General features: G+C 66.1%; 15 protein-coding genes. 5 read left to right on the top strand and 10 right to left on the bottom strand.

From position 1 onward, the window contains the following. Positions 1–14 precede the first annotated feature (14 nt). The 10 genes from AC3CBB_RS16305 to AC3CBB_RS16260 form a co-directional block, all read right to left on the bottom strand. Positions 15–842, bottom strand: coding sequence for a prepilin peptidase (locus tag AC3CBB_RS16305; protein WP_488625399.1), 828 nt, complete (start codon positions 840–842; stop codon positions 15–17). Continuing rightward, the gene (locus AC3CBB_RS16300) at positions 839–2,629 is read right to left on the bottom strand and encodes a hypothetical protein (RefSeq protein WP_488625398.1); all 1,791 of its coding nucleotides are present in this window, start codon (positions 2,627–2,629) and stop codon (positions 839–841) included. The genes AC3CBB_RS16305 and AC3CBB_RS16300 overlap by 4 nt, the downstream gene beginning before the upstream one ends. Next, positions 2,629–3,339 (bottom strand): PulJ/GspJ family protein, encoded by a 711-nt coding sequence (locus AC3CBB_RS16295; RefSeq protein WP_488625397.1) that lies wholly within the window; start codon positions 3,337–3,339, stop codon positions 2,629–2,631. The genes AC3CBB_RS16300 and AC3CBB_RS16295 overlap by 1 nt, the downstream gene beginning before the upstream one ends. Continuing rightward, positions 3,336–4,709, bottom strand: coding sequence for a type IV pilus modification PilV family protein (locus AC3CBB_RS16290; RefSeq protein ID WP_488625396.1), 1,374 nt, complete (start codon positions 4,707–4,709; stop codon positions 3,336–3,338). Before AC3CBB_RS16290 ends, AC3CBB_RS16295 begins: the two co-directional genes overlap by 4 nt. A gap of 108 nt (positions 4,710–4,817) precedes the next feature. Then, the gene (locus AC3CBB_RS16285) at positions 4,818–5,279 is read right to left on the bottom strand and encodes a type II secretion system protein (RefSeq protein ID WP_488625395.1); all 462 of its coding nucleotides are present in this window, start codon (positions 5,277–5,279) and stop codon (positions 4,818–4,820) included. A 222-nt stretch (positions 5,280–5,501) separates the two neighbouring features. Further along, positions 5,502–5,966 carry a type II secretion system protein gene (locus AC3CBB_RS16280; protein WP_488625394.1) on the bottom strand — a complete coding sequence of 155 codons (465 nt, stop codon included), beginning with the start codon at positions 5,964–5,966 and terminating at the stop codon, positions 5,502–5,504. Positions 5,967–6,137: 171 nt separating this feature from the next. Continuing rightward, positions 6,138–6,614: a type II secretion system protein gene (locus AC3CBB_RS16275; RefSeq protein WP_488625393.1), complete on the bottom strand. Its 477-nt coding sequence runs from the start codon at positions 6,612–6,614 to the stop codon at positions 6,138–6,140. Positions 6,615–6,643: 29 nt separating this feature from the next. After that, positions 6,644–7,870 carry a type II secretion system F family protein gene (locus AC3CBB_RS16270; protein ID WP_488625392.1) on the bottom strand — a complete coding sequence of 409 codons (1,227 nt, stop codon included), beginning with the start codon at positions 7,868–7,870 and terminating at the stop codon, positions 6,644–6,646. After that, positions 7,870–9,498: a type IV pilus twitching motility protein PilT gene (locus AC3CBB_RS16265; RefSeq protein ID WP_488625391.1), complete on the bottom strand. Its 1,629-nt coding sequence runs from the start codon at positions 9,496–9,498 to the stop codon at positions 7,870–7,872. Before AC3CBB_RS16265 ends, AC3CBB_RS16270 begins: the two co-directional genes overlap by 1 nt. A 48-nt stretch (positions 9,499–9,546) precedes the next feature. Further along, a complete protein-coding gene (locus AC3CBB_RS16260; RefSeq protein WP_123506921.1) occupies positions 9,547–11,211 on the bottom strand; it encodes a GspE/PulE family protein in 1,665 nt (554 codons plus the stop codon). A 198-nt stretch (positions 11,212–11,409) separates the two neighbouring features. Between AC3CBB_RS16260 and AC3CBB_RS16255 the strand changes: the two genes are divergently transcribed. From AC3CBB_RS16255 to AC3CBB_RS16235, 5 genes are all read left to right on the top strand, one after another. After that, positions 11,410–11,673, top strand: a complete 264-nt coding sequence (locus AC3CBB_RS16255) for a hypothetical protein (RefSeq protein WP_488625390.1) — start codon at positions 11,410–11,412, stop codon at positions 11,671–11,673. A gap of 563 nt (positions 11,674–12,236) precedes the next feature. Next, on the top strand, positions 12,237–12,416 hold the full coding sequence (locus tag AC3CBB_RS16250) for a hypothetical protein (RefSeq protein WP_488625389.1): 180 nt from the start codon (positions 12,237–12,239) through the stop codon (positions 12,414–12,416). Between the two features lie 76 nt (positions 12,417–12,492). Next, the gene (locus AC3CBB_RS16245) at positions 12,493–12,753 is read left to right on the top strand and encodes a hypothetical protein (protein ID WP_233580042.1); all 261 of its coding nucleotides are present in this window, start codon (positions 12,493–12,495) and stop codon (positions 12,751–12,753) included. Continuing rightward, positions 12,750–13,703, top strand: coding sequence for an ABC transporter ATP-binding protein (locus AC3CBB_RS16240; protein ID WP_233580041.1), 954 nt, complete (start codon positions 12,750–12,752; stop codon positions 13,701–13,703). Before AC3CBB_RS16245 ends, AC3CBB_RS16240 begins: the two co-directional genes overlap by 4 nt. Beyond that, positions 13,700–14,440 carry a hypothetical protein gene (locus AC3CBB_RS16235; RefSeq protein WP_123506919.1) on the top strand — a complete coding sequence of 247 codons (741 nt, stop codon included), beginning with the start codon at positions 13,700–13,702 and terminating at the stop codon, positions 14,438–14,440. The genes AC3CBB_RS16240 and AC3CBB_RS16235 overlap by 4 nt, the downstream gene beginning before the upstream one ends. The last annotated feature ends 33 nt before the right edge of the window (positions 14,441–14,473 follow it).

Below are 14,473 nucleotides of genomic sequence, written 5' to 3'. Positions count from 1 at the left end.
GGCGGGGGTCGGGCCTAGGCCAGACCGAGCAGTGACAGGTAGCCGTTCCAGACGGCCTGGCCGGCGAAGACGCCGACCCATGCGCCCACGAGCATCCAAGGACCGAAGGGGATCCCGCCCTTCCTCCCGATTCGCTTGAGGGCGAGCAGCACGATGGAGAACACTCCACCGATGAAGAAGGCCGCGAAGCCTCCCACGATGAGGGGGCCCCACCCGAGGTATCCCAGGTAGAGACCGAGCAGACCGGCGAGCTTGACGTCTCCCAAGCCCATGCCAGCGGGGTAGATGAAGGCGGCGATGAAGTAGAACGCGCCCAGGACCGCCATCCCCAGCCCAGCCCGTGCCAGATCGCCCCACGCGCCGCCGAGGGCGGTGGAAGCCGTCAGAAGAACGGCGGCCACCCCGTACGACGGGTACACGATGCGGTCCGGGAGCCGGTGGTGCTCAGCGTCGATGATGCCGAGAGCCATGCTGATCGCCGAGAGGTAGAGAAAAGCGGCGATGAGCAGGATCCGGCCGGCGAGCTGCGCACCGTCCATCGTGTCGACGGCGGCGGGCCAGAACCGGATCGCTACGACGACGAAGAAGACGCCGGTGACGAACTCCACCAGCGGGTAACGCGACGAGATAGGCGTCTGGCAGTCGCGGCACTTGCCGCGGAGCACCAGCCAGCTCAGCACAGGCACGTTGTCGAATGCACGAATCTCGGACTTGCACTTCGGGCAGGCGCTGGCGGGATGCGACACGGACATGCCAGCGGGTACCCGGTAGACGACGACGTTCAGAAACGAGCCGATGACGAGACCGAGCACAGCAGCGAGAACGGGGGCGACGGCGATCACAGACTCGCTCCCGTCGACGAGATGGCCGTCTTCGACTCGACGATCTGCGTGATTCCGTACGTGGTCGACACCGGCGACAGGAACTTGGGCGGAGCCTCGTACGCCATACGGGGGTCGTAGGTGTAGTTCTTCGTGTACCCGGACACGATCTTGTTGTTCGAGGTGGTGGCCACGGTGCCGCGGAACTTCTGGGCGATGGCGCCCATGACGGTCAGGGTGCCCTTCGGGTAGTTGGTGTCCTGGTTGTAGTTCTGGACTCCGAAGGAGTGCAGGACGCTCATCACGGCGGCGTCGATCGTCCGGTTCGACTTCGTGCGGTCGAGCAGGCGCAACGAGCCGTTCACAGTCGTGACCGGGTTGTAGACGACGACGTTGTTCTCGCCGATGAGGCCGAGCATGTCGGAGGTCGGGTCGTCGTAGAGGATGTCGTCGACGACGTAGAGGTAGTTGTTCGCCGCGATCGTCACATTGCCGCGGAGGGTCCCCTGAACGAACGCGTCTCCGTTGGTGCAGCTGTAGGACGTGCTCGCAGGTGCCGTCTCGCCGACGGCGGGATAGCCCACGCCGTTGCCGACGGTGGTGCCGTCGGCGCCCGTGCAGGAGAACTTCGCCGGCTTCGCGGTACCCCAGTAGTTCGGGTCGGTAGAGGTCGTCGGCACGTTCTGCACGTAGATGAGGTTGCTGTCGATGACGGGCATCGTCTGGCCGCCCGGGCTGCCGAGCGTGTTGCCCACCGTCGCATTGAGCGGAGTGCCGCAGTTGGGGTTGACGGAGCCGCTCGACGCGGGGCTGCCGGCGATGTTCGTCTTCTTCGTGTAGGGCGAGTAGACGGTCATCGTGCCGTCGTCGTTGAACGTGATCGTCGTCGGGCCCGTGTAGAGGCAGCCGGGACGAGGAACCGTCGAACCGGTCAGGTCGGAGCGCGTCTCCTGGATGAGCGACCCGATGGTCGCCGGCATCTGGACGACGGGCGAGTACGAGGGGCTGCCCGTGACGGCGAAGGTCGGCGCGGAGCATCCCGACGGAGTGACATACCGGGGGGTGTTCGGGTTGGCCGTCGTGACCTTGCCCTTGAACGTCGTGCCGCAGATGTACATCGAGTCATTGGAGTGCGCCGGGCCGTTGATGACGTCAGCGGCACCGAATTGAATCGTGGAGCAGTTGGGTCGGCTGTTGACCACCCATGCGTACGCCGCGGTGCACCCGGGTGTCGTGATGGGGTCGCTGATCTCGTAATCCGTGAAGTAGAGGAAGTCGAGGAACCCGGACTGCTTCATGTCGGCGACGACCGTGCGAGTGATGTTGCCGACCCGGCCTGTGGACTGGAGACGGAGGACGCCGGTGGAGGAGTACTTCGAGTTGTCGACCTGGTATCGGTAGGACCCGCCACCGGAGGCGACGCTGGGGTCGACCGACGGATCGACGGTGGCCCAGGTGCCGGTCGTGCCCAGGCCGAAAGCGGGATTGTTGTTCGTGCCGTTGAAGGTGCTGCTCGCACTGAACGCGCTGCCCACCGCGCCGTACTGGCTGTAGGAGTTGTCGTTGGCGAGCTTCGACTGGTAGTCCTCGACACCCGCGTAGGCGGCTTGACCTGCGGCGTTCCAGTTCGCGTCGGTAACCGACTTCGTCGCCCCGGAGACCGAGACCGTCACGATGGCGCTGCTGAGCAGCATCAGCACCGTGCCGAGCACGATGACCATGGCGAGGGCCATGCCGCGCTCGTCGTCGCGGGCACCCACGACGCGGAGGAAACGACGGGCGATCCGCGCACTCAGGATCTTCAACATCAGTTCGTCCTCGAGACGTTCAGGTTGGGAAGGCCGACAGCGTTCGTCAGCAGCGTGGACTGGTTGCTCGCCGAGGTCGCTCCGATCTGCAGCGAGACCTTGACCGCTGCGATGTTTGCAATCTGCGCGGTCGGAACAGTTCCGGCCGCAGTGGCGATGACCGCTCCCGTGCCGTCGAGGTAGGTGAACATGGTCGGGCCGCCCGCGGCGGGGAGGACGACGGGCTGGGCGACGACCCGGCTCGTGCAGGATGTCGCGCAGGAGCCGACCGGCGGGAAAGTGAAGTAGCCGCCCACGAGAGTCGACTGCCAGGTCCACGACACGAGGTTGGTACCGCTGACGAAGAACTGCACCCGGACGGGCTTGGCCGCGGAGGAGTTGAGGTTGACGAAGGTCGTGACAGTGATTGCAGTGTCGGTCGCCTGCACGAAGGCGGGATCGGGCAGCGTCTGATTAGCTACGGCGTTGGTTGCCGCGCCTCGGAGCGTCCGGGTCATCTCATCCATGCCGATCTCGGCGATGCGGTTTGTCGAGTCGATGGTGCGGTTGGTCTGGGTGGCCCGGGTGGCGTTCACCATGAAGCCCGCGGTCATGGCCAGGAGGAAGCCGAAGATGACCATGGAGACGAGCAGCTCGACCAGCGAGAGACCGCGCTCGCGGTTGTCGGGAGTCGTCAGGACGCCGAGGCGGGTGCGCAGGCAGCGGATCACGGAGTCACCCCCCGCGGGTCGAGCGTGACGGTGCTGCCACTCACGGTGCCGCCCGTCTTGACGGCGTCGGAACCCGGGGTGATCGAGAGAAGCCCGCCCAGGGTCTGGAACTTCCACGTGCCGAAGGGAAGCGCGATGGTGGGCGATCCGGAGACGGCGTTGAAGCTGTACTGGGTGATGATCTGGCAGCCGGGATCGCCGTTGGCGGTCGTGTTGACGCTGGTCGCGATGACGCCGGTGAGGCCGGAGAGCGCGGGCAGCGTGACGACGCCCATGGGGATGTTCACCGTGGCGCTCCCGCCGGGCAGTGCGCCGGGAGTCGTGAACGAGGTTCCGACCTTCTTCGCCGAGTTGGCGGTGGTCCACGCTCCGGGATCCGGACTGACGCAGTACGGAAGGGCGACGCCGGCGGGCGACGTCGCCGGCGCGACGTAGGCCCCTGTCTCGTAGGTGTATCCGCCGGTGAACGGGAAGAGCGCGACCGGGTTGGTCGAGCCGAGCTTCATCGTGTCGACGCCGCCCGTGGTGCTGTTGAACGTCGTGTCCAGGTTCGTGGGGAGGTTGACTGTCGCGTTGCCGGTGTAGTTGGTGGCGTACTTCACGGTGAAGAGCGCGTTCGTGTCGTAGGTGAAGGGGATCGTCGACGACGTACCCGCGATGACAGCCACGGGCGAGTTCGACGGCGACGCCACCTGGTTCACGTCGATGCCGTTCGTCTTGGTGATCGCGACCTTGTAGTTGCCCGGCGTTACCTTCAGCGCGTAGGTGCATCCGTTCGCGTCCGTGGCGGCCGGGGTGGCGATCGCGGTGGCGCCGTTGGGGTTGGCGGACGTCGGCGTGATCGCGACGCTCACGCCCGAGACGCCTGCGCCGGACGCCCCGGTGACGGCCACGATGATCGTGCCGAGGGCGGGGTCGTTGATCCGGCTGTTGGGGGCCAGGACGGTGGAGGACGAGACCGAGCCCGAACCCCTCTGGCCATCCCAGGTGGCGGTGTCGCGGATGGACTTGTACTGGAGCGTTCCGGTGCCGGATCCGCAGGCGGTGGTCCCGGTCGTCGAGCTGTTCCAGGCGACTTCGCGTTCGAGGTGGAACTTCGTACCCTGCACCGTCGTGTCCCACGTCTTGCTCTGCACCGAGAACACATCGGTGATGGCGCGCTGCAGGTCGAGGTCCTGGGAGATCAGGTTGACCGCCGCGGTGCGAGCCCGTGCGTCGCGGGTCAGGACCAGCGAGTTGGTGATGGAGGCGGCGACGCCGAGGGAGATGACCGAGAAGACCAGCATGGCGACGATGACCTCGACGAGGCCGAGGCCGGCTTCGGGGTCGCGGTCGATCACGGCGCGGAGACGGCGACTAAGAGCCTTCATGGTTATCTCACCTCCTTCTGGTCGATGGGCGGAGCGGGCGGCGCGGGCGGAGCTGTGTGGCCGGGAGCGGGGCGGGTGCATCAGTAGCACCCGCCCCGCGCACAGCGACTACGGGGCTGTGCAGGTGGAGGGGAGAGCCGAGGTCGAGGTGACCTTCGTGACGCCGAGCTGGTCGGTCGTGTAGAAGACGTTGTCGGTCTGGCTCTTGGCAGCGAGGCAGAATGCGGTGCCGGTCGTGTTCAGCGTGACGTTGCCCTTGAGGTTGGTGCCGAAGGTGGCGCCGGCGGCACCGATGCCGGTGACGGTGCTGAGGTTGGTCGTCGAGGCGGGCACAGTGCCGCTGGTCGTCTGGATCGACACGACGGCCGTCTTGGCGTTGGTCAGGTCGGACTGGACAGCGGAGTCCTTGGCGTTGTTCTGGACGCCGAGGTAGACCGGGATCGCGATCGCGGCGAGGATGCCGATGATGATCACGACGACCAGGAGCTCGATCAGGGTGAAGCCCTTGTCGGTGTCCTGAGTGAGGTTCTTGCGGCGAGCGTTGAGCTTGCCCATGAGCTGCGCGTACATGCGAGTTCCGTTCTGGAGTGGTGGATTTGCGAGGATGCGGCGGCAAGCTCTGCCTGCCACGTATGACGCTATGGGGATGCAAAGGGGTACAGAATCCCGCGTCCGGGGGGTCTTGACCCTTTTCATGTCCCCAGTCCGGGGCGGCCTCGTCACCTGATCGGGGCACACAGAAAGGGCGGCCCCGCTCATGCGGGACCGCCCTCTCCGAGGATCAGATCAGAGTCACGGGGCGACGAATGCGCCAGTCGCGCCGCACGTGCCCTTGGCGACACCGAGCGAGTCGGTGGCTGCGAACGAGACGCCGGAGGTCGAGTCGCCCTGGACGCAGAACGCGGTTGCTCCGGAGTTGATGGTGACCTTGATGGTCGTCGTGTTGCTTCCGCGAGTCGCACCTGCGGCCGTGTAGGTCGAAGGCAGGTCGTTGGCCGCGGTGTAGGTGCCGGCCGTGTAGGCGGTGCCCGAGGTCTGAAGACTGACGAGAGCCGTCTTGACGTTCGTCAGGTCGGACTGCGTGGCGGAGCTCTTGGCGTTGTTCTGGACGCCGAGATAGACCGGGATCGCGATCGCGGCGAGGATGCCGATGATGATCACGACGACCAGGAGCTCGATCAGGGTGAAGCCCTTGTCGGTGTCCTGAGTGAGGTTCTTGCGGCGAGCGTTGAGCTTGCCCATGAGCTGTGCGTACATGTTTCGTCCTGTCGGATTCGAGGTGAAGTGAGTGTGGCGGAGGCAAGCTCTGCCTGCCGAGATAGACGCTATGGCTGCGCCCCGCGGCCTGAGAATCCCGCGTCCGGGGGGTTTTCCAGCAAACCGTGGCCCCAGTCCGGGGTGACATAACCCCCGATCACGAGGGTGTTGCTAGGGGGCCGTCGTGACGTTGGCCGCCGAGGCGACACCGGCCGTCGTGCACGACCCCTTCGCTACTCCGAGCTGGTCGGTCGCGACGAAGCTCTTCCCTGTCTTGGATATCCCCAGCACACAGAATCCGGTGCTGCTGGGATAGAACGTGAGGTTCGACGTGCTGCTGCCGAACGTCGCTCCAGCGCTTGCCGTGGCCGTGTCTATCTGAGAAGCCGCAGTGATCGACGTCTTGGCAGTGGGTCCCGATCCGGAGACCTGGAGGCTCACGACAGCTGTCTTGAGGTTGGTCAGGTCGGACTGGACAGCGGAGTCCTTGGCATTGTTCTGGACGCCGAGATAGACCGGGATGGCGATCGCGGCGAGGATGCCGATGATGATCACGACCACGAGGAGCTCGATCAGGGTGAATCCGCGGTCGCCATCCTCCGAGCGACGATCCTGGTGGCGCTTCAGGGCGCAGGGAAGAGATGACAAGTTAAGCGGTCCGTTCGGGTGTGAGGGGCTCAGTGAATGAGGGACGTGATCTGGAAGATGGGCAGGTAGAGAGCCACGATCATGCCGCCGACCACGACGCCGAGGAAGGCGATGAGAAGCGGCTCGATGAGCGAGGTCAGAGCCTCGGTCGTGGCCTGGACTTCGTCGTCGTAGAAGAGTGCGATCTTCTCGAGCATGGTCTCCAGCGATCCAGCGTCCTCACCGACTGAGATCATCTGCGTGACCATGGCGGGAAACACGTCGGCTTCGTTCAGCGGGACCGCGATGGACTCGCCTTGACGCACCGATTCGGCGACATCCACCAGGGCTTTCTGCAGAACGTAGTTGCCGGAGACCTCGCCCACGATACGGAGTGCGGTCAGGATCGGCACGCCGGCGCCGATCATGTTCGAGAAGTTACGACTGAAGCGCGCGATCGCGATCTTGCGAATCAGGGGCCCGAAGACGGGCAGCCGGAGCTTGAGCGGGTCCACGACAGAGCGGACGCGTTCCGAATTCTTGTTCGTCCTCCACCATGCGGAGAACGCGATAGCGACTACGGCGAGGATAGGAATGACGTAGACCATCGCGTGCGAGGCATAGACGAGAAGCTGCGTCGGCAGCGGCAGCTTGCCTCCGAGACTGGAGAACATGCTCGAGAAGATCGGCACGATGAAGGTCAGCATGACGATGACGGCGACGAGCGACATCACGAGCACGACGACCGGGTAGGTCATGGCCGACTTGATCGTGTTCATCAGCTTGACCTCCTTCTCGAAGTTCTCGGCGAGAGAGTCCAGGGCGCCGTCGAGGAAGCCGCCGGTCTCACCGGCGCGCACCATGTTGATCATGATCGGGGGGAGGTGCTGCGAGTGCTTGCCGATCGCGTCCGAGAACGACACACCGGTCTCGACGTCCTCACGCACCTCGGTCAGGATCTTGGCGAGCTTCTCGTTCTCGGTCTGCTCGGCGAGGATCGACAGCGCTTTGAGCAGCGACAGGCCCGACGAGATCATCGTCGACATCTGGCGCGCCATGATGGCGAGGTCCTTGAGCTTGACGCCCTTCGAGAAGCCCGGAATCGAGATCTCGCGCTGAAGGCCGGTCGAGCTCGACTCCGAGATCGCGATGGGCGAGACGCCCATCGTGCGGAGGCGGGTGACGACGGCGCCCTCGCTGGAGGCCTCGACTTTTCCCTTGACGACCTTGCCTGCGGCGTCGCGGCCGCGGTAGGCGAAGGTGAGTGCGGCGGCCATCAGTGCTCGTTCCTCGAGAAGGAGTCGCCGAAGTCGATGCCGCCAGCGTTCATGCCCGCAGCGGCCCCGGTGTCGGTGCGCGTGACGAGGCGGTGGAAGCCCTCCTCGTCGTGCACCTTCTCCATGGCGGCCTTCAGGGTGATTTTGCCGGAGTTGACCAGGTCGGCGAGGTCCTGGTCCATCGTGTGCATACCCAGATCGCGACCCGCCTGCATCGACGAGGAGATCTGGTAGGTCTTGCCCTCGCGGATCAGGTTGCCGACGGCAGGCGTCATCATCATGATCTCCGTGGCGACGATGCGACCGCGGCCGGTGGCGCGGGGCACGAGGGTCTGGCAGACGACGCCCTGGAGCGTCGAGGCGAGCTGCGTGCGCACCTGGTCCTGCTGGTGCGGCGGGAACACGTCGATGACGCGGTCGATCGTCTGGGCGGCGTCCTGCGTGTGCAGGGTCGCGAAGACGAGGTGGCCGGTCTCGGCGGCGGTCAGCGCGACGGAGATGGTCTCGAGGTCGCGGAGCTCGCCGATCAGGATGACGTCGGGGTCCTGGCGCAGCACGTGCTTGAGCGCGTTGGCGAAGCTGTGGGTGTCGGCCCCGACCTCGCGCTGGTTGACCAGCGCCTTCTTGTGCTTGTGCATGAACTCGATCGGGTCCTCGACCGTCACGATGTGGTCGGCCCGAGTCTCGTTGACGAGGTCGATGAGGGCGGCGAGAGTCGTCGACTTGCCCGAACCGGTCGGCCCGGTCACCAGGACGAGTCCGCGGGGCAGGCCCGCGAACTTGCCGATGACCGGGTCCATGCCGAGCTGGTCGAGCGTCTTGATCTCGGTGGGGATGAGACGGAAGACAGCGCCTAGGACACCCCGCTGCTGGTAGAAGTTCACGCGGAAGCGGGACTCGGGTGAGAGCGTGTAGGCGAAGTCGAGCTCGAGCTCGGTGTCGAACTGGTCCTGGCGGTCGGCGGTGAGCAGGCTCGCCAGCGCCGTCTGGACCTTGGTGCGGTCCCACGGGGTGGGCGAGATCGCAGGCTGGAGGTGGCCGTCGACGCGGATCGTCGGAGCGGCGTCGACCGTGATGTGGAGGTCGGACGCCCCCTGGAAGACGACCTGGCAGAGAGCCTCGATGAGGTCCTTGTCGGCGTCGTGCCGCGCGTGGTGGCTCAGGTTCGTCTGGGCGGCGGCGCCGGCGGGGTCGAAGCTCGACTCCGCGGGCGCGGGCAGGGCGGAGGGGGTACCGACCCAGGCGGGGGCATCGGAGGGTGCAGGGGCGGCGAACGCGGGGGCGGCGCTCTCGGGCGCGGGGGCAGGGGCCGACGGGAACGACGACGCGGGCCACGCCGGCGCCGCGGACGGCGCGGGCAGGTCGAAGACACGGGGGCTCTCGGGGGCACGGCCGAGTTCCTGCGTCTCCAATGCGGCTGCCGACTCGGGCACGATCACCTCGTGGAACGCGGCGACACCGGGGGTGAGCGGAGATGTCGGCTCCTGCTCGCGGTACCAGCGTCGGCTGCCCACGGGCGCCGGGGTCCAGCCGCCGGCCGGCTCGGCATCGGAGGCGTCGTCGAGCGAGTAGACGGGGCGCGGTGTGCCGTCGTCGTAGGTCGGCTGATCGTAGAGCGGTTCACTCATCGGTCTTGTCCTTTGCGGGGGTGTGTGATCGTTGGGGAGTGGCGGGGCCTAGGCCACGACACGGAGGATCTCTTCGACGCTGGTGAGGCCCTGCTTGGCCTTCTCCCAGCCGTCCTGACGGAGCGTGAGCATGCCCTGCTCCTGGGCGAGGCGTCCGATCTCGGCGCTGGAGGCGCGCTTGACGGCGAGGCGTTCGATCTCTTCGGAGACGCTCATGACCTCGTGCAGCGCCACGCGGCCGCGGTAGCCCGTGTTGGAGCACGACTGGCAGCCGGCCGGCTCGAAGATCTGCGGCGGAGCCTGGTCGGGGTCGATGTGGAACTTGAGCGCGTTCAGGTGCATGGGCGTGTACTCGGCGGGGCGCTTGCAGCGGTCGCAGAGGCGGCGGGCGAGCCGCTGGGCGACCACGCAGTCGAGCGCCGAGCCGACGAGGAACGGCTCGATGTCCATCTCGGTGAGGCGGACGATCGCCGACGGCGCGTCGTTGGTGTGCAGCGTCGAGAGCACGAGGTGGCCGGTGAGCGACGCCTCGATGGCGATCTGCGCGGTCTCGTGGTCGCGGATCTCACCCAGGAGCACGACGTCGGGGTCGGAGCGCAGGATGCTGCGGAGGGCGCTGGCGAACGTGAGGCCCGCCTTCGGGTTCACCTGCACCTGGTTGATGCCCTGCATGCGGTACTCGACCGGATCTTCGACCGTGATGACGTTGATCTCGGGGCGGGCGACGGCGTTGAGCGTCGTGTAGAGCGTCGTGGACTTTCCTGAACCGGTCGGGCCGGTGACCAGGATCATGCCGTAGGGCTTCGAGTACGACTCGGCGTACACGTCGAAGTTGCGCTCGAGGAGGTTCAGATCGCGAAGCGAGAGCGACGTGTTCGAGTTGTCGAGGATTCGCATGACGACCTTCTCGCCCCACACCGTGGGGAGGGTCGCGACGCGGAGGTCGATCTGCCGGTTGCCGTGGCGCACCGACATGCGGCCGTCCTGAGGGCGGCGGCGCTCGGCGATGTCGATCTCGGACATGATCTTGAGGCGCGAGATCACGCCGTTCTGGATGCTCTTGGGGGCCGGCTGCATCTCGTGCAGGACGCCGTCGATGCGGTAGCGGACCCGCACCTCGTTCTCGCCAGGCTCGATGTGGATGTCGGAGGCCTTGTCCGTGATGGCCTGCGAGACCAGCAGGTTCACGAAGCGGACGATCGGGACGTCGTCGTCGGGACCCGACGCGATGTCCATCGAAGCGGCGTCCTGCTTGTTCTCCTCCTCGAGGGTGGAGGTCAGGTCGTTGAGCTCGTCGTCGGCGCGGATGTAGCGGTCGATGGCGCTCCGGAGGTCGCCCTTCTCGGCCATGACCCACTCGATCGGCATGCGGCTGGCGGCACGGACGTCGTCCAGGGCGAAGACGTTGCCGGCGTCCGAGACGGCGACCAGGAGCAGGCCGTCCTTGATGGCGATGGGGAGGGCGCTGTGCCGGCGGCAGACGGCCGACGAGACCATGGTGACGGCGTTGCGGTCGACGGGGTAGTCGACGAGCTCGACGAACGACATGTTCGCGGCCTGCGCTCGCGCCTTCGCGATCTGCAGCTCCGACACGACGCCGCGCGCGAGCAGGTCGCGGACACTGGCCTCCTCGTCAGACGGGTTGGCCATCAGGTCGAGCTGCTCGATCGGCAGGAGACCGTGCAGAATCAGGATCTCGGTCATCGACGCCATGGGGACCTCCTTGGACAGGTGTGCCGAGCGCTGTCCCGAGCAACACGGCGATGCCTGCTCGTGGAGCGGGCTTCGTAAGTGTCACCCGGTAGCGACACGGGGTACACGTCCCAAAGGGAGTGGCACCAGTGCGGGGGGCGCGCTTGCGGCGGGACTGATCCTCCTGACAGAGTCGTTTCGGCACGTAATATTCTGCGTGTGACCCTCACGCGTTCCAGCCGGCTTGTGTCGGCCGACCCCCTGGTCGGCCTCGACTATCTCAGGTTCGTATCAGCGACCGTCATCGCTCGCGACCGCGGCGAAGACGGAAGCGGTATCGGGGTCGGTGCACAGACGGCGTTCACCCTGAGGCTTTCGGCGCAGCGGCGCTGGCGCTTGACCGAATCGGGCGATCCGACTCTCGACCCCTGCTCGTGTTCGCGGGCCAATATTCCAGCCGTCTTCTCGATGACCGTTCGGTGAGGCATGAGGTGGCGGTCAACTACGTCGGCCTCGATCTCTAGGGGCCCGCGCTCGGTGCCACTGACATGCATGACCGCGTGGCCCTAGGCCGGATGCGCGAAGACCGTCACGAGGTTGAGGGTGCGGGCGCCCGATGCCGGATTGGCGAGATATGGCACGGACAGACCTGTCAATGTGACATTCCAGGTGAGATAGACAAGTATGTGGGAATGGGTCGATGTCGACCCATCCCCTGGCGGTGCGTTACAGCACACCGCGAGCCGGTCACGGAAATGCCGTGTCCTATCACTGTTGGAGCAATGATGATTAATTGTAGATCTTCTCGATCGCGGAACACCTGGGTCGTAGTCACGGCATTGATCGCGCCAGCACTCTTGGGAATTGCTGCGCCGACGGTCGCGTCGGCTGCCACGCCCACGATCACGTCAAGTGTGACCTCGACCAGAACGGCCGCTCCGATCTCTGTAGCGTCGGCGGCCGCAACAACAGAGGGCATTGTCCCGGCCGGGGGAATCGCTCCCGCCGGTGCGCAAACAATGGAACCACGGGGCGCCATCGGCACATTGCTGAAGCTTTTCGCGACGGGAGTCAACAAGGTTCCGGGACTCTGGAGCACTTTCGCGTCCGGAGTGAAGAAGGCCTACTCGTGGTTCGCCAACAACACATGGAAGGCCGTCAAGGCCGTTGCAGCCGCCGTCTCGTTTTTGCTGAACGCCTATGACATCTGGAAGGGCTTCCACTAGCAGCAATGGAGCGGCGGGCCACCGCCCGCCGCTCCTCCTCCCCCCTTCCCCTCCCCTGAGACACGAACGGAGCACCATGACCCACCCCTCAGACCGGGCCGCCCGCTGGATCCCTCAGGAGTCGTGGGCATGCCCCGTCCTGGCGGCGGCCAGCCTCATCCTGGTCGTCTTCGACACTCGGCTGTCGCTCATCCCCCTGGCTCTGGCGTTCGCCCTGTTCGCCCACCTGGGCCGACGCGCCGGCGAACGCACCGAGCCTCGCCACGCGCTGATGGCATCGCTGCCGTTCATCATCGCGATAATCGTCATCCACGTGGTGAGGTGGACGACCGCGTGAGTGCCGACGACACCACTGCCGACACGGTCGTCGTCGGTCTCACCGTCGCCGGCCTCCAGAAGGCCTACAGCGGCGCCCCGGCCGTGAACGGCGTCAGCTTTGACTGCGCCCCGTCGAGCGTCACCGCCTTCCTCGGCCCGAACGGATCGGGCAAGTCCACGACGCTGCGGATGATCACGGGGCTATCGCGCCCCGACAGGGGTTCGAGCACCTTCGATGGATCGACGATCGCTGAGCTGGAGAACGCCGGTTCGACGGTCGGGGTGCTCCTCGACGCGAGCGCGCACCACGGCGGGCGGTCCGTCAAGGAGACCGTCGCCCTCGCGTGCATCGTCATGGGCGCCCCGCGATCGCGCGCGGAGGAATGCATCGAGTTCGTCGGGCTCACCACCGCCTCGAAGCGCCGAGTCGGGGCGTTGTCGCTGGGAATGCGCCAGCGTCTGGGACTGGCGATCGCCCTGATCGGCGATCCCCGCTACCTGATCCTCGACGAACCCGCCAACGGGCTCGACCCGGAGGGGATCCACTGGATGAATCAGTTCCTCCGCGAATTCGCCGACCGGGGCGGGACGGTCCTGCTCTCCAGTCATCATCTGAACGACATCGAGGCCGTGGCCGACCATTTCGTCATCATCGACAAGGGTCGCGTGACAGCCGACTATTTGACCGGAACCCTCCCGTCCAGGCCACGGACCAGCTTCGTGCCGAGCGACGCGAACTCCTTCCTCCGGGCTCTCGACGACAGGGGAATCGCGTGGACAGCCACGCCCGGTCACCGAGAGATCCTGGCCGAAGTCGATTCGATGGCGATCTGGCATCTCTCGGCCGAACTCGCCCAGCCGCTGGAGTCGCTGACCCCCTTGAACGATCAGTCCCTCCACTCGCTCTTCCTCTCATCTACGACCGGCGAGTTCATCGGCGGAACCCTTTCGAATCGAGATCCGCAGTGATGCAGGCACGACGACTCCTCGAGGCCGAACTGCGCAAGTGCGTCGACACCATCGCGTCCCGGTGGGTGATCGCGGCCATGATCGTTCTCAGCTGCGCGGCCCTCACGATCAACAAGATCGCCGACGTCGATGACTTCGGCACGTTTGTCCGGGGCGCGACGCTGCCTCTTCCTGCGCTCCTGCCGATCCTCGCCGTCCTGGCGACGACTGGTGATTGGACTCAGCGGTCGGCGATGACGACCTTCGTGCTCGTCCCACAGCGCTCGCTCGTCCTCGGCACTCGCCTCGTCGCGGCGGTCATCATGGTCCTGGGAGTGACTGCCGCCATCTCGGTGATCTCGCTCGCCACGTTCCTCGTCCTCTTCCCGGGCGGGGCGTCGAGCGTGTTGACCGTGCAGACGGCCTCGAGCCTCCTGTCGATGACGGGACTCTCGACGGCTGCCGCTCTGACCGGCACGGCGGCGGGCTTCCTCCTGCTGAGCACGCCGCTCGCGATCACCACCACGTTGCTGCTGCCATTCGTTTACGACGTGGGTATCGGCCTTGCACTCCCTCACGTGGCGCCGTGGGTCTCGATCCTTGCGTTCAGCGCCTGGATGACGCAGCCGGAGTGGGCCTGGACGACGACGCACGGCACGGAGGTCGGCATCGGCCCCGCGCTCACCTCGTTCCTCCTGTTCGTGATCGCGCCGATCGTACTGGGGTGGTGGAGGCAGCTTCGTCGCGAGGTGAAGTGATCCGACGTGCAGTGACACGTCGTGCAGTGACAC

The sequence above is a fragment of the Frondihabitans sp. OV104 genome, assembly GCF_057787745.1.
This window is presented reverse-complemented; position numbering and strand designations above follow the sequence as displayed.

Coding starts and splice junctions, on each gene's coding strand:
- AC3CBB_RS16300 (WP_488625398.1), bottom strand. CDS start 2,629: ATGTTGAAGATCCTGAGTGCGCGGATCGCCCGTCGTTTCCTCCGCGTC.
- AC3CBB_RS16270 (WP_488625392.1), bottom strand. CDS start 7,870: ATGGCCGCCGCACTCACCTTCGCCTACCGCGGCCGCGACGCCGCAGGC.
- AC3CBB_RS16290 (WP_488625396.1), bottom strand. CDS start 4,709: ATGAAGGCTCTTAGTCGCCGTCTCCGCGCCGTGATCGACCGCGACCCC.
- AC3CBB_RS16285 (WP_488625395.1), bottom strand. CDS start 5,279: ATGTACGCGCAGCTCATGGGCAAGCTCAACGCTCGCCGCAAGAACCTC.
- AC3CBB_RS16245 (WP_233580042.1), top strand. CDS start 12,493: ATGACCCACCCCTCAGACCGGGCCGCCCGCTGGATCCCTCAGGAGTCG.
- AC3CBB_RS16260 (WP_123506921.1), bottom strand. CDS start 11,211: ATGGCGTCGATGACCGAGATCCTGATTCTGCACGGTCTCCTGCCGATC.
- AC3CBB_RS16265 (WP_488625391.1), bottom strand. CDS start 9,498: ATGAGTGAACCGCTCTACGATCAGCCGACCTACGACGACGGCACACCG.
- AC3CBB_RS16280 (WP_488625394.1), bottom strand. CDS start 5,966: ATGTACGCACAGCTCATGGGCAAGCTCAACGCTCGCCGCAAGAACCTC.